This is a genomic window from Psychromonas sp., assembly GCF_047632955.1.
Taxonomy (GTDB): Bacteria; Pseudomonadota; Gammaproteobacteria; order Enterobacterales; family Psychromonadaceae; genus Psychromonas.
The window spans coordinates 175,805-198,584 of record NZ_JBLIED010000003.1 but is presented as its reverse complement, the minus strand read 5'-3'; the positions used below and the strand labels follow the sequence as shown (position 1 = coordinate 198,584).

Annotated in this window: 20 protein-coding genes; 7 read left to right on the top strand and 13 right to left on the bottom strand. The window is 41.5% G+C overall.

Annotated features, from left to right (window positions below; genetic code table 11):
* Positions 1-48: 48 nt before the first annotated feature.
* The 4 genes from ACJAZP_RS04150 to ACJAZP_RS04135 form a co-directional block, all read right to left on the bottom strand.
* Entirely contained in the window at positions 49-1,680 is a 1,632-nt protein-coding gene (locus ACJAZP_RS04150; RefSeq protein WP_415229468.1) for an ABC transporter substrate-binding protein, read from the bottom strand.
* A gap of 719 nt (positions 1,681-2,399) precedes the next feature.
* Positions 2,400-4,031, bottom strand: a complete 1,632-nt coding sequence (locus ACJAZP_RS04145; protein WP_415229467.1) for an ABC transporter substrate-binding protein — start codon at positions 4,029-4,031, stop codon at positions 2,400-2,402.
* A gap of 782 nt (positions 4,032-4,813) precedes the next feature.
* Complete coding sequence (locus ACJAZP_RS04140) at positions 4,814-5,281, bottom strand: DUF302 domain-containing protein (RefSeq protein WP_415229466.1); 468 nt, start codon at positions 5,279-5,281, stop codon at positions 4,814-4,816.
* A gap of 187 nt (positions 5,282-5,468) precedes the next feature.
* Complete coding sequence (locus ACJAZP_RS04135; RefSeq protein ID WP_415229465.1) at positions 5,469-6,926, bottom strand: NAD-dependent succinate-semialdehyde dehydrogenase; 1,458 nt, start codon at positions 6,924-6,926, stop codon at positions 5,469-5,471.
* Between the two features lie 163 nt (positions 6,927-7,089).
* Here ACJAZP_RS04135 and ACJAZP_RS04130 point away from each other — a divergent pair, with 163 nt between their 5' ends.
* Together ACJAZP_RS04130 and ACJAZP_RS04125 are read left to right on the top strand one after the other, a co-directional pair.
* Entirely contained in the window at positions 7,090-7,323 is a 234-nt protein-coding gene (locus tag ACJAZP_RS04130; protein ID WP_415229464.1) for a TIGR02450 family Trp-rich protein, read from the top strand.
* Positions 7,324-7,392: 69 nt separating this feature from the next.
* Positions 7,393-7,569, top strand: coding sequence for a hypothetical protein (locus tag ACJAZP_RS04125; protein ID WP_415229463.1), 177 nt, complete (start codon positions 7,393-7,395; stop codon positions 7,567-7,569).
* A gap of 45 nt (positions 7,570-7,614) precedes the next feature.
* On the opposite strand, the gene ACJAZP_RS04120 is transcribed toward ACJAZP_RS04125, so the two are convergent.
* From ACJAZP_RS04120 to ACJAZP_RS04095, 6 genes are all read right to left on the bottom strand, one after another.
* Positions 7,615-8,229 (bottom strand): PolC-type DNA polymerase III, encoded by a 615-nt coding sequence (locus ACJAZP_RS04120; protein WP_415229462.1) that lies wholly within the window; start codon positions 8,227-8,229, stop codon positions 7,615-7,617.
* Positions 8,230-8,329: 100 nt separating this feature from the next.
* On the bottom strand, positions 8,330-8,821 hold the full coding sequence (locus ACJAZP_RS04115; protein WP_415229461.1) for an NUDIX hydrolase: 492 nt from the start codon (positions 8,819-8,821) through the stop codon (positions 8,330-8,332).
* Positions 8,822-8,964: 143 nt separating this feature from the next.
* The gene (locus ACJAZP_RS04110) at positions 8,965-9,513 is read right to left on the bottom strand and encodes a thioredoxin family protein (RefSeq protein ID WP_415229460.1); all 549 of its coding nucleotides are present in this window, start codon (positions 9,511-9,513) and stop codon (positions 8,965-8,967) included.
* Between the two features lie 119 nt (positions 9,514-9,632).
* Positions 9,633-9,923: a putative quinol monooxygenase gene (locus ACJAZP_RS04105; protein ID WP_415229459.1), complete on the bottom strand. Its 291-nt coding sequence runs from the start codon at positions 9,921-9,923 to the stop codon at positions 9,633-9,635.
* A 123-nt stretch (positions 9,924-10,046) separates the two neighbouring features.
* Positions 10,047-11,138 carry an L-dopachrome tautomerase-related protein gene (locus ACJAZP_RS04100; RefSeq protein WP_415229458.1) on the bottom strand — a complete coding sequence of 364 codons (1,092 nt, stop codon included), beginning with the start codon at positions 11,136-11,138 and terminating at the stop codon, positions 10,047-10,049.
* A 141-nt stretch (positions 11,139-11,279) separates the two neighbouring features.
* On the bottom strand, positions 11,280-12,305 hold the full coding sequence (locus ACJAZP_RS04095) for a zinc-binding alcohol dehydrogenase family protein (protein ID WP_415229457.1): 1,026 nt from the start codon (positions 12,303-12,305) through the stop codon (positions 11,280-11,282).
* Positions 12,306-12,420: 115 nt separating this feature from the next.
* Between ACJAZP_RS04095 and ACJAZP_RS04090 the strand changes: the two genes are divergently transcribed.
* Positions 12,421-13,356, top strand: coding sequence for a LysR family transcriptional regulator (locus tag ACJAZP_RS04090; RefSeq protein ID WP_415229498.1), 936 nt, complete (start codon positions 12,421-12,423; stop codon positions 13,354-13,356).
* A gap of 67 nt (positions 13,357-13,423) precedes the next feature.
* Here the strand turns inward: ACJAZP_RS04090 and ACJAZP_RS04085 are convergent, their stop codons facing one another.
* A complete protein-coding gene (locus tag ACJAZP_RS04085) occupies positions 13,424-14,191 on the bottom strand; it encodes a TSUP family transporter (protein WP_415229456.1) in 768 nt (255 codons plus the stop codon).
* A gap of 213 nt (positions 14,192-14,404) precedes the next feature.
* Between ACJAZP_RS04085 and ACJAZP_RS04080 the strand changes: the two genes are divergently transcribed.
* The 3 genes from ACJAZP_RS04080 (at position 14,405) to ACJAZP_RS04070 (ending at position 18,569) form a co-directional block, all read left to right on the top strand.
* Entirely contained in the window at positions 14,405-15,313 is a 909-nt protein-coding gene (locus ACJAZP_RS04080; RefSeq protein ID WP_415229455.1) for a LysR substrate-binding domain-containing protein, read from the top strand.
* Positions 15,314-15,666: 353 nt separating this feature from the next.
* Positions 15,667-17,043, top strand: coding sequence for an alanine/glycine:cation symporter family protein (locus ACJAZP_RS04075; RefSeq protein ID WP_415229454.1), 1,377 nt, complete (start codon positions 15,667-15,669; stop codon positions 17,041-17,043).
* A gap of 662 nt (positions 17,044-17,705) precedes the next feature.
* The gene (locus ACJAZP_RS04070; RefSeq protein ID WP_415229453.1) at positions 17,706-18,569 is read left to right on the top strand and encodes a choice-of-anchor H family protein; all 864 of its coding nucleotides are present in this window, start codon (positions 17,706-17,708) and stop codon (positions 18,567-18,569) included.
* Between the two features lie 76 nt (positions 18,570-18,645).
* On the opposite strand, the gene ACJAZP_RS04065 is transcribed toward ACJAZP_RS04070, so the two are convergent.
* Both ACJAZP_RS04065 and ACJAZP_RS04060 read right to left on the bottom strand, forming a co-directional pair.
* Entirely contained in the window at positions 18,646-21,357 is a 2,712-nt protein-coding gene (locus ACJAZP_RS04065; RefSeq protein ID WP_415229452.1) for a cation-translocating P-type ATPase, read from the bottom strand.
* Positions 21,358-21,664: 307 nt separating this feature from the next.
* On the bottom strand, positions 21,665-21,874 hold the full coding sequence (locus ACJAZP_RS04060; protein ID WP_011770217.1) for a cold-shock protein: 210 nt from the start codon (positions 21,872-21,874) through the stop codon (positions 21,665-21,667).
* Positions 21,875-22,207: 333 nt separating this feature from the next.
* Between ACJAZP_RS04060 and ACJAZP_RS04055 the strand changes: the two genes are divergently transcribed.
* On the top strand, positions 22,208-22,648 hold the full coding sequence (locus ACJAZP_RS04055) for a hypothetical protein (RefSeq protein ID WP_415229451.1): 441 nt from the start codon (positions 22,208-22,210) through the stop codon (positions 22,646-22,648).
* The last annotated feature ends 132 nt before the right edge of the window (positions 22,649-22,780 follow it).

Genomic DNA, 22,780 nt, shown 5'->3' with positions numbered 1-22,780 from the left:
ATAAAAAAGAGGCGTTAATAACCTCTTTAAGCTTGGTTGTAATAAAGATTACTCAGCGATAATATACATATCTTTTGAGTAGAGTTTATCTTCTGCATTATTGACCGCGTAACCGCCCACATGAGGGTTTACTAAACGCGTAGTAACATACTGATAAATAGGAGCAATCGGCATGTCTTTGGCAAGCTGAGCTTCTTGTTCGTAATACAGCTCTTTACGCTCAGCCGTAGAGCTTGCTTCAATCCCTCGTTTTATTAAGCTGTCATATGCAGCGCTTTGATAATGGATTCCGCCCGCGGTATTGCTTCCTTCCATTAATGAAGTAAAGGTTGAAGGTTCGTTATAATCACCACTCCAACTCGAACGTGCAGCTTGAAAATTACCCTGATTTAATGTTTCCAGATAAGTTTTCCACTCTTGATTATTCAATGTCACTTCAGCACCCAGTGTTGTTTTCCACATGGAAGCGATTGCGACGGCAAGTTTTTTATGGTTTGCACTGGTGTTATACAACAAACTAAATTTAAGCGGATTAGATTTATTATATCCGGCATCGGCTAACAGTTTTTGAGCTTCGCTATTACGCTCTTTCTGAGTCAACTTACCATAAGCTGGCAATTGAGGATTAAAATCAGCAACAATTTCAGGTGTTAAGAAATAAGCAGGTTTTTGACCCTGTCCCAGTAGTATATTGGCCACGACATTACGATCAATGGCATAGGAGACGGCTTTACGAACGCGCAGATCGTCAAAAGGCGGCTTATGGGTATTAAAACTATAATAATAGATACCGAGATTGCCTTTAATCTGCAGTGATTCCGGGTATTCCTTCTGTAAACGTTTAAAGTGCTCGCTGGGTACTTCGTTAGTTAAATCAATCTCACCAGAAAGAAAACGGTTCATCTCAGCAACCTGATTTTCAATCGGCAAATAAGTGACTTTGGTTAAGACTGTATTGGCATTATCCCAGTAATTTTTGTTGGGCGTCAGTTCAATACGCTCATTGACTACCCAACGACTAACAACAAAGGCACCGTTACCAACAAAGTTTTCTGGCTTAGTCCAATGAGAGCCGTATTTTTCAACCGTTGCCCGATGCACAGGTTTAACCGTTGTGTGTCCCATCATCATCACAAAATAAGGGACGGCACTTTCTAAATGTACCTCAAAGGTGTAATCGTCAACGGCTTTAACGCCTAATGTCGACTTGTCTTTTTTTCCGGCAATGATATCGGCGGCATTGGTCATGGTCGTCATCTCAAGATACCAGGCATAGGGAGAAGCCGTTGCAGGATCAACAACACGTTCAAAACTGTACACAAAATCATGCGCGGTAACCGGATCACCATTTGACCATTTAGCATCTTTACGAAGATGAAAAGTGAAGTTTTTATTATCAGTTGTTTCCCAACTCTCTGCGGCACCGGGGATAGTATTGCCATCGGCATCCTGGTTGACCAGCCCTTCTAATAGATCGCGAATAATCATTGATTCCGGAACACCTTCCGTTTTTTGCGGATCAAGTGAAGCGACTTCTGCACCGTTACCCCTTACCAATTCTTGTTTGGCCGCTAATTTTACGTCCGCGGGAACGTGAGCGGCGACTGCTGTAAATGAGGTTGCAGTAAATGAGATACCGACTGCTAAAAGTAGTGCTTGTGTTATTTTATTTTTATACACTTATGAAGTTCCTTCAAATTTGAAAATAGTTTTAATTACTAATTATATGTTTGATTTCATATCTATACCTATCCAAGATCGAAATTCATGATATAACATTTAAAAAATATGATCAGTTAAACTTGCTAATTTGATCATTAAGGCTTAAAAGATTTTCAGTTATTTTTGGTTTTTTTTGTATTGTTGCGAATGAAATACTGCCAATGGTTTATCATTTGGTTTTTTAAATCCAATATACTCGGTGGCAAAACGGATAACGGCGACTATCAGAGCAGTAATCATTTTTTTATTTATTAAACCATTGATAAATAAAGATAGTTAACAGCTGCTTGTAGCATATAACATGCCAGATAAACAAAGGTATTTCTTTAGTACATAAAGCACTGCTATGAATGCTTGTTTATTCACTATTGGTGACATGACGTGAGATTAAATTCAAAAAACAGAGACTGCGGATAAAGTAAGCAGGCGTTTTCCTCCACAAAAAAACAATCGGCACGAGATATTGCCCGAAAACGTGCAATCTAAAGTGTTATTGCACTATTTTGGTGCGCAAAGGCCGGGGTTTATTTGCTGGCTTGTAATGGTATAAGCTGGTGGGTTTTAATCAAGCGTCAAAACGGGATGGGTTATCTCTCCCGACATTGACTGACCTTTCCTGCAAGAGAAAAGGTCAGTATCAATGCAATGTCGCTTATAAGGATAGCAACATTGTTGGGTTACTCAGCGATAATATACATATCTTTTGAGTAAAGTTTATCTTCTGCATTGTTGACTGCGTAACCGCCCACATGAGGGTTTACTAGACGCGTAGTAACATACTGATAAATAGGTGCAATCGGCATATCTTTGGCAAGCAGAGCTTCTTGTTCGTAATACAGCTCTTTACGCTCAGCCGTAGAGCTTGCTTCAATCCCACGCTTTATTAAGCTGTCATATGCAGCGCTTTGATAATGGATCCCCCCCGTGGTATTGCTTCCTTCCATTAATGAAGTAAAAGTTGAAGGCTCGTTATAATCACCACACCAGCCCGCGCGCGAAGCTTCAAAATTGCCCTGCTTTTTGGTTTCCAGATAAGTTTTCCATTCTTGATTTTCCAATGTCACTTCAACACCCAGTGTTGTTTTCCACATGGAAGCGATTGCGACCGCAAGTTTCTTGTGATTTTCACTGGTGTTATACAACAAACTAAATTTAAGCGGATTAGATTTATTATATCCGGCATCGACTAACAGTTTTTGAGCTTCGGCATTACGCTCTTTCTGAGTCAATTTACCATAAGCTGGCAATTGAGGATTAAAATCAGCAACAATTTCAGGTGTTAAGAAATAAGCAGGTTTTTGACCCTGTCCCAGTAGTATATTGGCCACGACATTACGATCAATGGCATAGGAGACGGCTTTACGGACGCGCACATCGTCAAAAGGTGGCTTATGGGTATTAAAGTTATAATAATAAGTACAAAGATTACCTTTAATCTGTAGAGATTCAGGGTATTCCTTCTGTAAACGTTTAAAATGTTCGCTGGGTACTTCGTTAGTTAAATCAATCTCACCAGAAAGAAAACGGTTCATCTCAGCAACCTGATTTTCAATCGGCAGATAAGTGACTTTGGTTAAGACTGTATTGGCATTATCCCAATAATCTTTATTGGGCGTCAGTTCAATACGCTCATTGACAACCCAGTTGCTCACCGTAAAGGCACCGTTACCCACAAAGTTTTCTGGTTTTGTCCACTCATCACCGTATTTTTCAATCGTTGCCTGATTCACAGGTTTAACCGTTGTGTGTCCCATCATCATCACAAAATAAGGGACGGCACTCTCTAAATGTACTTCAAAGGTATAATCGTCAATGGCTTTAACCCCTAATGTCGACTTGTCTTTTTTTCCGGCAATGATATCCGACGCATTGGTCATGGTCGTCATCTCAAGATACCAGGCATAGGGAGAAGCCGTTGCAGGATCGACAACCCGTTCAAAACTGTACACAAAATCATGCGCGGTAACCGGATCACCATTTGACCATTTGGCATTTTTACGCAGATGAAAGGTGAAGGTTTTATTATCAGTTGTTTCCCAACTCTCTGCGACACCGGGGATAATATTACCATCGGCATCTTGATTGACCAGCCCCTCTAATAGATCGCGAATAACATTTGATTCCGGAACACCTTCCGTTTTCTGCGGATCAAGTGAAGCGACTTCTGTACCGTTACCGCGCACCAATTCCTGGTTAGCGGCTAATTTTACGCCCGCGGGAACGTTAGCAGCGACTGCTGTAAATGAGGTTGCTGCAAATGAGATGCCGACTGCTAAAAGCAGTGCTTGCGTTATTTTATTTTTATACACTTTCGAAGTTCCTTCTTATGTGAAAACAGATTTAATTGCTGATTATATGTTTAATTTTATATTCATACCCATTCCAGATCGAAATTCCGGATATAACATTTAAAAAAACGTTCAGTTATTTTTGCTCTTTTCTGTGCTGTTGTGCATGAAATACTGCTATCTGCTTATCCTTTAATTTTTCCAATCCAATATACTCGCTGGCAAAACACCTAACGGTGACTGAACTAACCGTAATCGTAATGATTCGCGGGCGTTATTTATTAAAGCATTGATAATTAAAGATACTGAATAACTAAAGAATATACATAGCATATAACATGCCAGATAAATAAAAGAATTTGTTTAGTACATAAAGCTCTGCTGTGAGTGCTTTTTTTATTCACTTTTATGGGCCATGGCGTGAAATTAAATTCAAAAAGCAGAGACTGCGGATAAATTAAGCAGGAGTTTTCCTCCACAAAAAACAATCGGCCCGAAATATTGCTCGAAAACGTGCGAATCTAGATTAGATCCGCACTGTTGTGGTGCAGGCGGAGTCCGGGAGAGTTTATTTGCTGGCTGGCAATATGCCATAAAGTTGGCTCTATTGTATTAACGGGTGGGTTTTAATCAAGCGTAATGGGTTATATCACCTGTTATTGAGTGACCTTTCTCGTAGGAAAAAAGGCCACGATGAAGGGAGTTGCTTATAAACTAAGCCCCCCTCTCTACTGCTGCCCTATGCTTTACTGGTCAGAGATTTTAACCGCTAAACATCCAATTAAATCAGGTATTAGCAGCGTTTATTTAGACGTTGCGGCTTTACTTAACATGCTAAGAACCCCGGAAATTTTATTAATAACCGGATCACACCCTTGAATATTATGACGTTCTTTTAGATACTCAGGGTTATTATAGGAAAGCCATACCTGACCTTGGTTATCTTCCCAGAACAGGGCTTTTTGAGGAAGATCTATCGCAACTGTTTTGGAGCACTGCATTAGCGGAGTTCCAACCTTAGGATTACCAAAGATAATCACTTCAGTGGGCGCAAGTTCAAGATTAATACTTGCAGCATTTTCTCCGTGATTTATTCTGGCAAAAACAGTGAGACCTTTTTCTTCTAATATTTTTTCAAAGCGATCCGCGGTTTGTTTGACTGTTGCATGACTCTCCACTGAAATCATACTTTCAGTCGCCAACACCGAATTTGAGAACGCTAATGAAAAAATAATATAGGAAATTTTTTTTATCATAACTTTTTTTATCATAATAAGACCTTTGTGAATGTTGTGAAATACTCAAAAAGCAAACTTTTTAAAGGTTTACGACTCAACTTTGCAGTATAGACTATCATTTACTAATCATGATTTGAGCGGGCTTTTTAGTTCTTTTGCTATAAATAGACACTGCTATTTCATTGAGGTGATGGATAAAGAGGTTACCTATTTAAACCCCCTATTTATTTAAACCACCCATGCATAAATACTTAATTTCCAAATAATCATCTAAACCATATTTAGAGCCTTCTCGGCCACTACCTGACTGCTTCACGCCACCAAATGGCGCTGCTGCATTGGAAATAAGGCCTTCATTAATACCAACCATGCCATATTCAAGGCCTTCTGCAACACGCCAAACACGGCCGATATCACGCGCGTAAAAATAAGCGGCTAAACCATATTCACTGTCATTGGCCATGGCAATCACTTGATCTTCGTCTTCAAAGGCAATAATAGCTGAAACCGGACCAAAAATTTCGTTGCGCGCAATCGGCATGTCATTATGCACATTGGTTAATATAGTGGCTTGATAGAAGTTATCACCGGCACTGTCACGTTGTCCGCCTAAGAGTACCTTTGCGCCCTGTGCAACAGAGTCGCTTACCAGCTTACTGACTGCATCTACGGCGCTGATTGAAATCATCGGCCCGAGATTAACACCCGGTGTTAAACCGTTGCCTAAAGACAATTTAGCCACCGCGGCGCTTAATTTTTGTGTAAATAAATCAAGGACAGAATTTTGCACAAAAATGCGGTTGGTACATACGCAGGTTTGTCCTGCATTGCGGTATTTAGAAGCCATTGCCCCTTCAACCGCCGCATCAATGTCGGCATCATCAAAGACAATAAAGGGCGCATTGCCGCCCAACTCCATGGACACTTTTTTCACTGTTGTCGCACATTGGCTGATTAATAGTTTTCCAACGGCGGTTGATCCGGTGAAGGTGAATTTAGCAACATCAGGGTGCTGAGTCAGTATTTTTCCCATACCCGCTGCATCTTCACCGACTACCACGTTAAACACTCCGGCCGGAATACCCGCCCTTTCGGCAAGCTCAGCCATTGCCAGTGCAGACAGCGGTGTTTGCGTTGCGGGTCGCACCACGAAGGTACAGCCTGCTGCTAACGCCGCTGCCGCTTTTCTGGCAATCATTGCATTGGGAAAATTCCAGGGCGTGATCGCGGCAACCACACCAACGGGTTGCTTAATAACAATAATACGTTTGTCAGCCGATGGTCCGGGAATAGTATCACCGTAAACGCGTTTCCCCTCTTCGGCAAACCACTCAATAAAAGACGCACCATAACCGATTTCTCCCTTTGCTTCGGTCAAAGGTTTACCTTGCTCAAGCGTCAAAAGGCGCGCCAAATCATCCTGATGCTGAATAATCAAATTGAACCAATTACGCAGTAACAACCCGCGTTGATTGGCCGACTTTGCTGACCAGGATTTTAAGGCAGTTTTTGCAGCTTTTACGGCAAATTCGGTTTCAACAATTCCCGCATTACAAACTTTAACAAGGATTTCTCCCGTGGCGGGATTAGTGACATTAAAATAAGATTCACTGCTCTGCCAGCTGCCATCAATATACGAAAAGCTCTTAATTAATTGACTATCTTGTATTCCGTGCATACTTATCTCCCAATTGATTTAACTCGCCTGAATCTGCAACTTAAGCAAACAGCAGTTTTTTTTAAGCTTATGTGTCTTTTAGATCTGCATGTTTTGATCTTTTCGCAGAGCATAACCGTATTCTTTATGCGCACAATAAACAACAAAAAAGGAATCTGAGGTTATGGTTAACAGACAAAGTGCTAATCGTATTAGTCACAAATCATTACTGCACAGTAAATGGACAAAAATACCTGTGTTAAATAAAGAGAAACATTTTATTGTCAGTGAACTTGAGTTTAATGAGGATCAAACAATAATACGCTGCGTTATTCAGGCTGTTATTAACCGTGCAGAATATGAAATAAATTGGCGTTCTCTGAAGGATCCAAAACAGTGGTTAATTGGTTGGCGTTAGACAGTTTTTAGGCAGAACCGGTGAGCTTTAGCTAAACTTATATTAGGTTTGGTGACAAAGGAGGTTATTATGAGTGGCTTTAATGAAAAAATCCACATGCGTGGGAAAGTTGAAGAAGACATTTATTTTGCTAAATTAAACCAGAAATTGCTTGATGTGTTACATGATAAAATGGCTCAAAAGACCAATAAAGAAAGCACTCAATGTGAACAGCCGGCAAACGCTTCTAAAAATATTCCTAAGTAAAAATGATATTAATGAATTTAGGATAAAAGGTTTATTATGGATAAATTATTGCCAGTTTGAAAGCAGACGATGCACCGCCGACGCGGGGGTTTTACATAACTTTTGCAGTAACGCGAAAGAGACCGTTGGTATTTTATAATGGTGCTGAATTTTAGTAATCATGGCCAGCCAAACCTGCGCTGTCATTTCTGAATCAAATAAAGCACGGTGATAACCCCCCTCGCTTTGAATATTTAAATAATCAACCAAAGTGCCAAGCTTATGATTAGGGGCATCGCGCAGAATTCTTCTTGCCAACAGCATTGAACAACTGATTTGTCCCGAGTAGTGCCTTGATATTCTCTGTAATTCAGCATCTAAAAAACTTTTATCAAAGGAGGCGTTGTGGGCAACAAGATTATCGGAGTCGATAAAATCACAAAAGTTATCCATTACCACTGCACAGGGTTGAGCTTCCGCTAGCATTTCATTACTGATACCGGTAAAGTTCTCAATAAAAGAATTAACCCGCATGCCCGGGTGCATTAACGCCTGAAACCGCTCAACCACCAGACCGTTTTTTATACGCACGGCCCCTATTTCAATCGCCCGGTCACCCATTTTTGGGGATAGGCCCGTCGTTTCAAAATCAAATATGACAATATTATTAGCATCGGACATTTTATGGTTTCACTTTAAAAAATTATAAGGTCAAAAAAATATTTTATGGTTTTGCGGAAAACGACTAAACACAGCTAAAGCTAACAGTGCATAGTTGCTGTTATTCGCGTAATTTTAAAACCGCTTTTTTAGTCGATTCAAAAGCAAAACGTGTGATATCAATGTCTGCCAACTTTACCCATTCAACCGCGACAACATCATCCTGTGCTTGAACAGTTGGCTTTTCATCTAATTCAATCACAAAGAAAGCATCACAGGTTTTATATTCCACATCTTTATACAAATAGGTATTACTGTTGGAGAATATATATTTTGCAGCTGTTACGGTAAGTGCTAATTCTTCATACAACTCACGCACCACCGCGTCTTCAAGTGATTCATCCGGATCAACAAAACCACCGGGTAGATCCCACATGCCTATTCCCGGATTTCTCGCTCTAGTGGCAACCAGCAGTTCATTCTGACAACAGATTGCGACCATGACAGCAGCAGCGGTGTTCTGATAAAAGGTAAACTGACATTGATTACAAATAAATTTCTTAGATGAAATAGTTTCAAGCGACTTTGAACCACATTTAGGGCAATAAAACATATCTTCTCCGGATCAAAAAATAAGGCTATATTAGCATCCTGACCGTATTCGGATATAGTACAATCTCAGCTGCACGGATAAAACCATCGAAGAATCTGCTTGTTCTTGTAAAAGTCTAATTTATTAACAGAGTAAAGCGTATTTTATACACTCCATTTGATGGAGCAGCCCATACTGGGTGTTTGCAGTTTCGGGCCGTGACCGGTTTTTGCTATCAAACGCATGGCATTAATGAGTTCAGGCACTCGATTTTTTATGTTCCCAATGCGGACATCATCAAGTCTTCCACGATACTGAAGTTCACCTTTACTGTTAAACCCAAAAAAGTCAGGCGTACACACCGCACCATATTGTCGGCCAATGGACTGATCTTGATCGATCAAATAGGGGAAAGTAAAACCATATTGTGCAGAAAAAATCTTCATATTCTCCGGTGAGTCCGCCGGGACATCTTCATAATCGTTGGACATAATTGCCAGCACATTAATACCTTCTGCCATCAGCAACTTTGTATCTTCTGCCAACTGTAGGCCAATGCGCTGCACGTAGGGGCAATGGTTGCAGATAAAGGCAATCAATAAGCCTTTATCTCCCAGTTGTTCACTCATGGTGAAGATTTTTCCGTTGGCGTCTTTTAATGTAAAATCCGGTGCTTTCCAACCGAAATCACAAATTGGTGTATCCAGTAGCATGGTTAAAATCCTTTCTATATTCAGTGATTGTTCAGTGATTACAAACGACCATCATGAGCCGCTAAACAAATATCAACATCTGTTTCATCATCCCACTTAAAGACGATTTTTAAGATTATTCAGGCTATTCTGGTCATTTCGTTAACACTGAACTTTGCAAGCGCATCTTCAGTGTTGGAAACGAAGTCCTGCAAGTGTTTTCCATCCATGTGTGCCTGCCAGAGTTCACGCGTTGCCCATTTTTCATAAAACACAAAGTGGGCTGGATTTTCATTGTCCTGATGCAAATCGTAATTGAGGCACCCTTTTTCAGCAAGGGTGATATCGATAAGCTTTATAAGCTCGGTTTTTATTAGATCAATTTTATCTTCTTTTGCAATAATGTTTGCAACAATCGTTAATGTATTCATTTTTTATTTCCTTGAGACCGTTGATATTAAGTACTTTTTCTCAGTGACTAGAGTCAGTTGACCTTTAGAGTGAAAATTACTTAAAAATGCACAGGAAAGGTCAACAGTCCCTAAGAGAATAAGTTACTCAGGTAATTTAATACGTACGATATGATAAGGTTTTGTACCCTGCGCCTGACCTTCATTGAGTGGTGCAGTAAGGTGTAACTGGTTTTGTGTGATGTATAACCAGCCGTTATCAATAGCAAATCCATCGGGCCATGAAAGCAGAGTCTTATCTTGAGCTAATACTGAATATCCCGCTTTATTGACTACCCCTACCGCTGAATTTTCAATATCGCCAGTATAAATATTGCCTTTATCATCCATAATGATGCCATCGGAAGGACGTTTTTGTCCAAATAATTCGATGCTTGCTGAAAGTTTTTTATCCGTGGCATGATCGTCGGCCAGCATAGTAGTCGGAATACGGAATAAATCACTGCCATTAACAGTGCCAAAATAAACCCAGTTGTTCTGGCTGTCGATAGTGATTGGATTTAAGCCTAAATAGATAGCATCGAATGACCCATCTTCGCGTGCTGCACCCAGTAACGAGCCATCAATAACCACATCGTGTTGTGGTGGCATCAGTTTGGCGTTTGCTTCAAGTACGCGTCGAGAGTGACCGGTTTCTAAATCAACAACTACAAAGGCTGGTTTTGTTAAGCCGGCAAGATTACCCAGCGTTGTATCGGCAATATAGATCATATTTCTCTGTTCATCAATCGCAAAATCCTGCAGGAAAGAGTTTGCAGCTAAGGCATTTTTTTCAATAGGAATGATTTTAAATAAGCTGTTTTTAATACTATCCCAACCAACCAGTTTAGCCTGACTGGTTGCGCTACCCATATCTAATATCCAGGTTATCCCATCTTGGGTTGTGTGCACACCAATTACAGCAGCAAACCCGACTTCACCTTTTTCAGGACCATCTGCCCAGTCAAGCGTTGGAAATGGTTGTAACGTTCCGTTTGCCATCAGCTCAACGACCCGCAGTTCTGGGCCATCTAAAGGTTGTTGTGAAAGAATCATTCGGCCATTAGGTGTGATGGTCATATTACCTGGTCTAGTATTGCTCAGCTCTGCGACCACTTCAATATCGTTGGTTGCGGCTGTCGCCGCGTTAAATGATAACAGAACAGATAATGCTAATAAGGTTTTTGCTATTTTCATGAAGTCTTCTCTTTATTTGTAAGGGTTAACAGCTTTTGTGTTAACCCTTATTTTAATCACTATTGAAACACTAATTTTTAAACACTAATTTTTAAACACTAATGTTTAAATACTAGGATAATTTTGTTTAGAAACTTTTGTTTAGAAACCCTGTAAAACAATCTTGCCGATAGAGCTACCTGTTTCTAAAGCCTGGTGAGCAGCGCGAAGATTCTTAGCATTAATCGTTCCTAGATTTTTACCCAGCGTAGTTTGGACATAACCCTGGTCAATTAAATCAGATACCCGGTTTAGCAAGCGCCCCTGCTCATCCATATCCGCAGCGTTAAACATGGAGCGTGCAAACATGAACTCCCAATGCAGTGAAAGACTTTTCATTTTTAGTTTGGTGATATCCAACGCTTGTGGATCATCAATCATGGCTATTTTGCCAAAGGGAGCCAATAGTTCCGTATAAGTTTCAAAATAACTGTCGGTGCTGTTTAAGCTGGCAACGTGTGTAACGGAACCAATACCTAATGCTTCTATCTGTGCTTGCAGCGGTTTGCTATGGTCAACAACATGATCCGCACCTAATTTTTTAACCCAGGCTGCAGAGCTGCTCCGTGATGCCGTAGCAATAACGGTGGCCCCGGTGATGGCTTTAGCCAGCTGAACTAAAATAGAGCCTACGCCACCCGCCGCACCGACAACCAAAATCACTTCTTCAGAGGTTTCTTTTGAATCAGCGCCCTGCTGCTTAATAGCCAGATGTTCAAATAATATTTCCCAAGCTGTGATTGCCGTCAACGGTAGTGCGGCAGCTTCGGCATCGGACAAGCTTTTAGGTTTACTGCCAACAAGACGTTCGTCAACAAGCTGATATTCAGCGTTACAACCCTGACGGGTAATATCTCCGGCATAATAGATAATATCACCCGGGTTAAAGTGGGTGGCATCTTCGCCGGTCGCAACCACTTCGCCAACCGCATCCCAGCCAATTACCTTGTATTCGCCCTCTGCTGGTGGCATATTTAAACGCACTTTGTAATCCGCCGGATTAACCGCAATTGCCCTGATTTTAATCAGTAAGTCGCGTTCCGTTGCTATAGGTTGCGGCAGCTCAATGTCGGTTAAAGAGGCAATGTCTGTAATAGGTAATGATTTAGTATATCCAATCGCTTTCATAATATTTTTCCCGTTAAATGTGTCGTTGAATGTTTGATGGAAAGAATAATAGCGCTTGTTTTATCTTTATTAAACAGCATAATGATTGAAACATTATCAAAAAATATTGGATAATATGTTATTAGAAGACCTTCAAGTCATCCTGAAAGTGGCAGAATTTCGCAGCATTACCGCAGCAGCGGCGAGTTTGAATATGCGCACTGCAACGGCCAGTGCGGCACTTAAGCGCGCAGAAAAAAGTTTGGGCACGGAGCTGTTTATTCGCACAACCAGGCACCTTCGCCTTTCCAGTGCCGGTGAAAAGTATATTCCTTTGTGTGAGCAAGCCCTGCTGATGCTCGATCAAGCCAAGCAAAATATGAAAGGTGAACTGGATATTATTGATGGTGACATGCGTATTGCGCTATCATCTGACCTAGGTCGAAACCTGGTTATTCCCTGGCTGGATGAATTTATGGAAAGTTATCCAAATATCAGCTTACGGGCCAATATAAGCGATCATAATATTGATTTTTATCGCGATTCTGTCGACCTTGCGCTCCGTTACGGCTCACCTAATAATGCAAATATTTATGGGTTTAAGATCTGTAACGTGCCGCGCTTACTTTGCGCAACACCGGAATACCTTGATAAAAACGGCACCCCAAAACACCCCCATGACTTAGCATCACACAACGGACTTTTTTATCAGCTGCAGGAAATCACTCACGATGTTTGGGATTTCTCGCAACATAAAGTCTCATTCAAAATCAAAATGAAGGGTAACCGGGTTTCCAATGATGGCGATTTGGTACGACGCTGGTGCGTTGCCGGTAAGGGGGTGGCGGTGAAATCTGCCCTTGATATGTCTAATGATCTGTTATCGGGAAAGGTTATCAGCCTGCTGCCCGAGTTCAGCCCCACCGCAACTGAACTGTGGCTTATCTTTCCGAGCAGACAATCGATCACACCCGCGGCGCGATTACTCCGGGATATGTTGAAAGAAAAGAGCAAAGCTATTTTGCAGCAACTGATTGAAAAAGGGATTGTAGATAAGAGCGCGCTTATCTAGCCTTCGGCAATTTCAAGGTTTTGTCACTGCTACACTTTGACAATAGCTTAAGTAATATCACCGGTTGTTAATAAAACAGCAGTTTAAAACCCATGATAGCGGAAGTCGTGACGATTAACGGACGGATTATTTTACTGCCTTTAGCTACTACAAATTTAGATCCTAATGTTCCGCCTACTGCCTGTCCTATCAGCATAATACCACCGAGCAACCACAATACATGGCCACCTATTATGAAAAAGATCAATGCTGCAATATTACTGGAAAAAGTAAGTACTCTGGCATGAGCCGTGGCTTTCAATAAACCCAAGCCGCTTAATGATACAAATGCCATGGTATAAAAACTGCCAATGCCGGGACCGAAAAAACCATCATAAAATCCCAAACAAAGTGCTGCTGTAAAGGCAAATACGGTGCTGGAAATAAGTTGGTTTTTATCTTCGTCAGTGGTTTTCTTGGCAAACAAAAAATAGGCGCCAATACCTAATACTAAAAAGGGTAAGATCGATTGAAGCTGATCAGCATTAATGTGCTGTACGCTAAGGGATCCTAATGCGCCGCCAATAAAAGCACACATGATCGGCAACTTCATATCCTTTATTTTAACCATGCCGGTGCGAATATAATAATAACTGGCAAAAAAACTACCACCACAAGCCTGCAGCTTGTTGGTTGCTAAGACCACGGCGGGAGGCAATCCAACACACATTAAAGCGGGTATACTTAACAGTCCGCCACCTCCTGCCACTGCGTTGATAAATCCGGCTAATATTGCCACCAAAAAAAGTATAGCGGCTGTTGCTGGCGGTACCCCCAGCAGTACTTCAAAATCCATGTAAATTTAACTCTATTGTGGTAGGAGTGGGCACTTTAATCCTGTATTACTTAACACGCAAAGGAGTTATATTCGCACAGGGGTGAGCTAAGCTCACAGCGTAAAAAACATTGAAAATAAGTTAGTCAGTGACTGGTTTGCACCCGCTAATCGGGGTATATTTACTTTGAGTGTAACAAGTTAAAGTTTTTTACCTGATTAAGATGGATAGCAATGTTTCCTAATTTACCCCCGCTAAACGCGCTAAGATCATTTGAATCTGCGGCTAGAAATGCCAGCTTTACACGCGCGGCCAAAGAGTTGTTTGTTACCCACGGTGCAATCAGTAAACAGGTGAAAATATTAGAAGAGCATTTAAAGGTCGCCCTTTTTTTACGGCAACATTGTAAATTAGTGTTAACCGATGAGGCAAAGCTCTACCTACCTCATATTCAATCTGCATTGCAGACCATTAATAATGCCTCGGTAGCACTGCAGTCAAACCCCCTGCGTCAACAAAGTTTAGCTATCAATGTATTACCCAGCTTAACTATTGGTTTATTGATTCCACGCTTGGGAGACTTTAAATCACTTTATCCAAATCTTTATGTAGACCTTTCTTGCAGCGATTTGGCCATTGATATTTCTAAATGTGAGTATGACGTGGTGATCCGCAGTGCGACTTCTGAGCCTCAAGGTGTTAATGCTATTAAGTTGATGGATGAGGATTTGTGCCTTGTTTGCTCCCCGTTGCTGGCCGCACAAATGCACTGCCTGAACGACATTAATAAAATGACGCTGCTCAAGCACAGCTTACGGCCGAAACTATGGCAAGCATGGGCAAAGGGCGTCAATGTACAAATTACCACGGACAAAAAATACGCGATGGCACATTTTAGTATGTTGCTGCAGGCCGCAGAAAGTCATATGGGGGTCGCGTTAATTCCACGCGCCTTTATTGAGAAACAATTAACCGATGGTAGTTTGGTGATCCCTTTTGCCGCGCCCTTTATCAGCCCCTATTGTTATTATCTGCTGATGCCCAACTCAACGAATCTGTCTTTTAAAGTACAAGCCTTTGTTGATTGGATCCTAGACATTTTTTCCCCGTACCGACATCAAGCACTGCCTGTTCGCAAGTAACAGCGCTGTTTTTTAATACTTCGCAAACAGCTTTATTAAAAGCGTGTCAGATCAGGTGCACTAATCATTAAATTTCAGCCATAAAATGATACAAATCATGGCCTGTTTATGTCATTACCGTATATTTGTGCTGTTATTTTTAGCGCTTTAAACTCCATGGTGTAGTTGGATTAATTTAATAATTAGTCTATTATCCACGCCCAATTTAATATCTTTGCTGCGTATTATCAAAAGGGTCATTAAATTAACAGGTACTCGCCTCTTATTTTATTAAAATAACCAAACTGTCATTTTTATTAATCGCCCTGTTTGAATCATAAATAATGGTGTGATGATTATACTTAGGGTAAATCATGGTCAATTTTCAATCTTTATTACAAACTATCGACAGCTTTATATGGGGGCCGCCTCTACTTATTTTATTAGTCGGCACCGGTATTTATTATACTTTTCGTCTGGGATTACTGCCTTTTCGCTATCTGCCCTACGCACTAAAACTGGTGTTCACTAAAGATGAATCCAGAAATGGTGATATTTCTAGTTTTGCCGCATTGTGTACCGCTCTTTCGGCAACTATCGGTACCGGTAATATTGTCGGTGTTGCAACCGCCATTAAACTAGGTGGCCCTGGTGCACTATTCTGGATGTGGTTAGCGGCTGTTTTTGGTATGGCAACAAAATATGCAGAATGTTTATTAGCGGTAAAATATCGTAAAGTGGACAGTAATGGACAGATGGTCGGTGGCCCGATGTATTACCTGCAATATGGTATGGGCAGTAAAACACTGGCGGTACTGTTTGCCATCTTTGCTTTGGGAGTGGCCTGTTTTGGTATTGGTACTTTCCCGCAGGTTAATGCGATTTTAGATGCTTCACAACTTTCCTTTGGTGTTTCTCGTGAAATATCTGCAGTCACACTCACGGCACTGGTTGCCATTGTGACGCTAGGCGGCATTCAATCGATCGCCAAGGTTGCAGGGAAAGTTGTTCCCTCGATGGCTTTATTGTATATTTTGGCTTGTCTTAGCGTTCTGGTTAGTAATGCCGATCAACTTGTTGCTGCGCTGCAATTAGTTGTCAGCTCAGCATTTACATCTACCGCAGCTTCAGGTGGATTTTTAGGTGCGGGGATCATGCTGGCGATTCAATCTGGTATTGCACGTGGCGTTTTCTCCAATGAATCAGGTTTAGGCAGTGCGCCGATGGCCGCAGCAGCTGCAAAAACGGATTCCTGTGTTAAGCAGGGATTGATTTCCATGACCGGTACCTTTTTTGATACCATCATTATTTGCACCATGACAGGTCTTGCCTTGATTTTAACCCAAGCCTGGCAGACTGATTTAGCCGGTGCAGAGATGACCACCTATGCATTTTCCGTCGGTTTAAACTCGCAAACTATCGGCCCGTTATTAGTCTCAATCGGCTTGATCTTCTTCGCTTTTACCACCATCCTTGGTTGGAATTATTACGGTGAACGTTGTGTTGTTTATCTGTTTGGCACTAAAGGCGTGCTGCCATACAAATGTATTTTTGTGGTGTTGATCGGCTCCGGTGCATTCCTGCATTTGGATATGATCTGGATCATCGCGGACATTGTTAATGGATTAATGGCGGTGCCTAATTTGATTGGGTTGATAGCCTTACGTCATGTCGTCATTGCGGAAACTAAAGCCTACTTTAGTGGTACTATCGGTATCAGCGATGATGAGGAACTGCAAACACAAAATTAATTCTTATAAAGTCATCGTGCTTAACCCAAAAGCGATTTGGGTTAAGCACTACTTTGTGTTTATAGCTTAAGGAATGTATAAAAAATCAAAATAATTGTTTCTCTGATTTTTTCCATGCTGGACTGCAGTAGCAATCGTATTTACCCTTGTTCTCAAATATATAAACAGTTAATAAAATCGAAGGAGGAGTTCACAAGAGGGATTATTCGCACCTCTTAATTAGGAAAAAAAATGAAAATGCACAAAAAGCGATTAGAAATCTTTACTGTTATGACGTGGTTTAATAGATCCCTCCCCTAGTTAAGACATAATGAACTTAACTAGGGAAATAGAATACTTCCTGGTTGGGTGCTGGAAAACAGCACTATTAATGCAAGAAACTGGCGTTTGGGTTTGTTATAAAAAGAAATAACCGGTTTACAAAAACACTTTCCGCACCTTGCGCGTCCAGAATTTTGAAATTATTCAATAAATTATCATCCAACTAAAAATAGACCATTTATTTTCAAGAAGTTAATCACATTTCTTTTTCTTCAAAGCACTCATTGTTTACAAATAAAGCAAACTGTCACTGGTTCGAATGTAGAAAACAGCTGTTCAGCTTAGGTTCATATTCAATAGGGTTTAATAGTCATCAATAACCCTATCAATACGAGTAAGCGATGAATAGTCAATTAATCAAAATACCAAAGCACAACGCAATAATAAATATGAAAAAAGTATCGTCAGGTGTTAACGCTACTTTAATTGCTTTAGTGATGCTTTTTGGATCTTCAATGATCGATCCGGTAAATGCTGATGAGCTAACTGCAACCCAAAGCACGATTTCTTATGGGGTACTATCAGAGACAATAAACGATCAAATGCGCTTAAATATAATTGACACTAATTATACCTCCGTCCTTTCAGACCAGCTAATAGGCAAAGCAACTGGAGAAATCCGGAATGCGCAAAAAACAAGCGTATTAGCACAGCCTATGAGCAGAAGTTATGCGCCAGAGTTCACTATTTACAACGCTTTTACCACACTATTGGATGATTTTGATGGTGATGGTTACTACCAAACATTTAGCGTCATTTTTGATGCAGATATATACAGCTATGACAGTAATGATAGCAGCGCTGTCTACGCACGATTATATTTAAGTGACAATGGCGGTCCCTGGATCAATTATTACACCACGGATGATTTTATTATTCACAGTGACAGTGATCAAGATGAATACGAAGTTATTACTAGTTTTGCGTCAGGATATAACTCAAATAACTACGATCTATTAATTGATTTATACCAGGTCGGTTATGATGAAATCGTTGCGACCTATAGCTCGAATGATAACCAAGCTCTTTACGCTCTGCCATTAGAGAGCGGCGACTATGATAGGCTTTATGTTGATAGAGTTTATGTTCAGGCTGGCAGTTTCTCCTCGTGGTTGTTAATTATTTTGTTTTTACTGCTTGCCAGCCGATTTTACCGGCCTTTCATGAGACGTTTTCATTTCAAAGATTCAGGTTATAAAAAATAAATAAGGTAGCGTTTTCAACCCGTAGTTAAGTTATTTATGAGGTTAAAGATTAGCAACTCGGTTAATGTCTGCGCCGCTAGAGACGTAAGCGCATAAAAAATAAAGTTAATAACTTGCGCCCTTCTTCAAGAAACAAAATCGAGGCCGCTACGCCGTAAGCTATGCTCCAGTCTGAATAGTTCATGCCACCTGTTCCGAAGATTGCCTGCGCAGGCGGCCAGTGCACTGCAACCGTTTGAAGAATAACCACTGCAGTTAGCGATGTCCAAAGCATTATATTAGTGAACAAACGCGGGTTAAAAGCAGAGCCAAATTCGTTGCGAGCATTGAATACATTAAACACCTGAAATAATACAAAGGTTGAGAATGCCAGGGTCAGCGCGCGTTGCTCGGTGCCCGTCTGCAGCGCGAAGTACAAAACAGCAAGCGTACCAAGCATCATTGTCATACCGTAGGTGATAATTTTAAGCAGCCGAGAAAATGGCAGAATGGGATCGCTACGCCGCCGCGGCGGTTCGTACATAATGCCCAAACGTCCGGCGTCTAATGCCAGTGATACGGCTGGTGGACCATCCATGATAATCGCAATCCAGAGGATTTGAACCGGGGTAAATGGTCCGGGCAATCCTAACAGTGGCGCCAAAAACACCGTTAAGATAGCACCGACTGTGGTTGATAACTGGAAGCGCACGAATTTCAAAATGTTATCGTACAGTGTCCGCCCGCGATGTACAGCGAGCACGATAGTAGCGAAATTATCATCAACCAGCACCATTGTTGCAGCCTCTTTTGCCACTGCGCTGCCGGCAATCCCCATGGCCACGCCTATGTCGGCGCTCTTAAGCGCGGGTGCGTCATTGACACCGTCGCCAGTCATTGCAACAACATGTCCCATCGATTGTAGCGCCCGCACTATTTTAACTTTATGTACCGGGTTAACGCGCGCAAAACAGACTGTTTGATCGATCACCGCGGAGAACTTAGCAGAGTCCAACAAATCCAGTTCAGCACCGGTGACAGCAGGTCCTTTCATACCAAGTTCTTTTGCTATTGCGTTACCGGTTGCCTTGTGATCGCCGGTGATCATCTTAACCGCGATACCCGCCTGTCTGCACTGTTTAATAGCAGCCTTTACCTCGGGTCTTGGTGGATCCTGCAAACCTACCAGACTAATAAATATCAGTTCATTTACCCATTGCATAAGATCAGCGTCTGGATTGAACCGCTCTGACGGGATAAGCCGTGTTGCTATCAGTAATCCGCGCAGGCCACCATCGGCGAAGGCCATATATTCAGCGTCGATCTTTTCGCGCTCAGCGGGACTTAATAACTGCTTGTTGCCATTATCAGTATGAAAATTTTCGCACAATGGCAGCAAGGCATCCGGTGCTCCCTTAACGAATAACTGCACCTGATCATCAATTTTATGAAAAGTAACCATAAATTTGTACTTTGAGTCGAAGGGAACTTCTGCAATTCTCGGCAAACGTTGGTTAATCTCAACGCAGGATATTCCTCCCTTCTTAGCCAGAATAAGCAAGGCGGCTTCCATAGGGTCTCCGGTTACCTTTGCATCGCTGACATTACTGTCGTTGCAGAGAATAAGCGCAATCATAAGCGGCTTTAAGTCATGCTTTTGTTTATTATCGCCTAAGGCTGAAATAGTGCCTTCTGCTTGGTAGCCTTCACCGGAAACCTTGAAACGCGCCCCGTGGTAATAAAAAACGCGAGCGGTCATCTGATTGAGGGTAAGCGTGCCGGTTTTATCGGAACAGATAACCGTTGTACAGCCCAGTGTTTCCACACTGGCCAGACGTTTGACGATCGCTCGTTGCCGCGCCATTTGCAGCATACCCAGGCTCAGGGTAACGGTGATAACCAGAGGTAAACCTTCGGGTATGGCAGCCACAGCCAGCGCAATAGCGTCCAGCATAATATGGCTAAGCTGAGTACCGCGCAGTAACTCTAGACAAGCCATCAACCCAACTAAGCTCAGAGCAATTGCCGCCAGACGCCTGGCAAGAATATCAAGCTGAATCTGTAAAGGTGTGGGCGATTCTTTGGTTGCTGCAAGCTCCTTTGAAAGGAGCCCTGTTTCGGTTCGTGTTCCCGTTGCAGTGACCACAAATTCTGCGCGTCCCTTGCTGACAATCGTGTTCATGTAGAGCATATTGATTCGCTCACCCAGTGCCGAGTCCTGCGTTGACAGTGCCCGGCTGTCTTTTGCCACCGTTTGCGATTCGCCCGTTAATGCTGACTCATCAACTTCCAGTCCGGCGGCGATAAGTAACCTGCCGTCAGCGGGTATACGATCACCCGCCTCTAACAACACCACATCCCCTACTACCAATTGTGCGGCTGGAATTTCAATCTTTTGTGCGTCTCGTTTTACCTGTGTTTTAACGGGTAGCATATCCTTTAAGGCTGCCAGGCTTCGTTCGGCCCGATATTCCTGATAAAAGCCCATTGTGGTATTGATCAATACCACAATAAATATGACCACGGCATCTTTAATGTTACCGATCAGCGCAGAGAGAAGCACCGCAGCGAGTAGAATTAGAATCAGAATACTTCTGAACTGTATTAAGAAAACTGACCAAGGACTGCGAGCAGGAGCTTCGGGCAGAAGATTAGGCCCATTTTGAGAATATCTTTGTTTGACCTGCTTCGTTGACAGACCGGATTGGTGTTCTACTTCAAGCTTTGCAGTGACTTCCTGCGCAGAATGAGTATGAGGTAATGGCTCATAATCAGGCGTAATTGGGGAATCGGTTCGCTCATTGCTCATCATTCCATCCTAGGGTTCTTATACACTTAGGTTGCAAAACAGCTTAGAAAGGCCAGGGTCAGTAACTTTACAGTGCGCAGACAATGTCCTGTAATAAATATAGTTGATAGTAAGATAAATAAAACTAGATTTACGGTCATTAGATGGACAGTAATAAATTAAAGCAGAAACAAAGATAAGATTTTTTATTAAAATATAGCAGGATTTTCGACCGCTTTAAAATGGATAAAAAAAATGGCAAACCTGCAAAGGTTTACCATTTATTTGTAAATTTAACCTGTATTAGAGGCTAAAATATCACAACAGATTAAAGTGCTACGATATTTTCTGCTTGCGGGCCTTTTTGACCTTGCGTTACAGTGAATTCTACTTTTTGGCCTTCAGCTAAAGTTTTGAAACCTTCGCTTGCAATAGCACTAAAGTGAGCGAATACATCTGGACCAGATGCTTGCTCAATAAAACCAAAACCTTTAGATTCGTTGAACCACTTAACGGTTCCTTGTACTGTATTAGACATAATAATATCCTGTAATTTTAATGAAAATTGCCTTCAATAGGCTTAAATAGCGTAAAAACAGTCTGGCACTTAAAAACTACAGAGCGTGTATTAGGAATAAAACAACGAAATGAAGTATGTAAACAAAAGGCTTTCTTTTTTTGCTGACGAATACTATATAGAACCTGAATTATTAATCAAGTATTTATTTTAATAATATTTTCCTTATATCGATCGACTGTTTTTTTCCACGCCGAATGTGAGTCTTTAGATTTTCTGCTATTCTGATATGTGCAATGCTTGTTAAGCTCGGACCATAATAGTTTCAGAATAAGAACCGTAGGAGTAAATACTATGATACGTAATTTTGTGATTAGCGCGTTTATATTAGGTGCGCTTGCTGCTTGTGACAGTGGTGATAAAGCGATGGAACAAGACAAAGCCGAAGAAATACCAGTAGAACAACTCAATGAAGATGTTCAGAATAAAACAGAAAATATGCTCGATAGCGTCAAAGAGAGCAGCGCAGATGTTGTTGATGGCACAAAGGAGATGGCTAATGATGCAATGGATACAAGCGAAGATGCCTACGATGCCAGTAAAGGGGCAGTGACAGAAATGGCGGATGATCTGAGCGATGCAAGCATAGATGCTTATGATAAAACCAAAGATGCCGCAACAGAGATAACCGATGATGCAATGGATAAAAGCATAGATGCGTACGATAAAACCAAAGATGCTGCGACAGAGATGGTCGATGATATTGAGAAAAAAATGGACGGTGAAACTAAATAAAATCAGTAAGTCTTTTATTGTTCACAAAAATGTTCAGCACTGCCTGTTAGTGTTGAAATAAGGATTTTTTGTATAAAATACACCGCGCAGCAAGTTGCAAAGGCGCTGATTTAATTTCTGTCGGCGCCTTAC

What these genes read in the sequence shown, in the direction of transcription:
- ACJAZP_RS04080 (WP_415229455.1), top strand. Translation starts at nt 14,405, where the DNA reads ATGTTTCCTAATTTACCCCCGCTAAACGCGCTAAGATCATTTGAATCT.
- ACJAZP_RS04085 (WP_415229456.1), bottom strand. Translation starts at nt 14,191, where the DNA reads ATGGATTTTGAAGTACTGCTGGGGGTACCGCCAGCAACAGCCGCTATA.
- ACJAZP_RS04100 (WP_415229458.1), bottom strand. Translation starts at nt 11,138, where the DNA reads ATGAAAATAGCAAAAACCTTATTAGCATTATCTGTTCTGTTATCATTT.
- ACJAZP_RS04055 (WP_415229451.1), top strand. Translation starts at nt 22,208, where the DNA reads ATGATACGTAATTTTGTGATTAGCGCGTTTATATTAGGTGCGCTTGCT.
- ACJAZP_RS04115 (WP_415229461.1), bottom strand. Translation starts at nt 8,821, where the DNA reads ATGTTTTATTGCCCTAAATGTGGTTCAAAGTCGCTTGAAACTATTTCA.
- ACJAZP_RS04075 (WP_415229454.1), top strand. Translation starts at nt 15,667, where the DNA reads ATGGTCAATTTTCAATCTTTATTACAAACTATCGACAGCTTTATATGG.
- ACJAZP_RS04140 (WP_415229466.1), bottom strand. Translation starts at nt 5,281, where the DNA reads ATGATAAAAAAAGTTATGATAAAAAAAATTTCCTATATTATTTTTTCA.
- ACJAZP_RS04065 (WP_415229452.1), bottom strand. Translation starts at nt 21,357, where the DNA reads ATGAGCAATGAGCGAACCGATTCCCCAATTACGCCTGATTATGAGCCA.
- ACJAZP_RS04105 (WP_415229459.1), bottom strand. Translation starts at nt 9,923, where the DNA reads ATGAATACATTAACGATTGTTGCAAACATTATTGCAAAAGAAGATAAA.
- ACJAZP_RS04060 (WP_011770217.1), bottom strand. Translation starts at nt 21,874, where the DNA reads ATGTCTAATACAGTACAAGGAACCGTTAAGTGGTTCAACGAATCTAAA.
- ACJAZP_RS04095 (WP_415229457.1), bottom strand. Translation starts at nt 12,305, where the DNA reads ATGAAAGCGATTGGATATACTAAATCATTACCTATTACAGACATTGCC.
- ACJAZP_RS04125 (WP_415229463.1), top strand. Translation starts at nt 7,393, where the DNA reads ATGAGTGGCTTTAATGAAAAAATCCACATGCGTGGGAAAGTTGAAGAA.
- ACJAZP_RS04110 (WP_415229460.1), bottom strand. Translation starts at nt 9,513, where the DNA reads ATGCTACTGGATACACCAATTTGTGATTTCGGTTGGAAAGCACCGGAT.
- ACJAZP_RS04090 (WP_415229498.1), top strand. Translation starts at nt 12,421, where the DNA reads ATGTTATTAGAAGACCTTCAAGTCATCCTGAAAGTGGCAGAATTTCGC.
- ACJAZP_RS04120 (WP_415229462.1), bottom strand. Translation starts at nt 8,229, where the DNA reads ATGTCCGATGCTAATAATATTGTCATATTTGATTTTGAAACGACGGGC.
- ACJAZP_RS04135 (WP_415229465.1), bottom strand. Translation starts at nt 6,926, where the DNA reads ATGCACGGAATACAAGATAGTCAATTAATTAAGAGCTTTTCGTATATT.
- ACJAZP_RS04130 (WP_415229464.1), top strand. Translation starts at nt 7,090, where the DNA reads ATGGTTAACAGACAAAGTGCTAATCGTATTAGTCACAAATCATTACTG.
- ACJAZP_RS04070 (WP_415229453.1), top strand. Translation starts at nt 17,706, where the DNA reads ATGAATAGTCAATTAATCAAAATACCAAAGCACAACGCAATAATAAAT.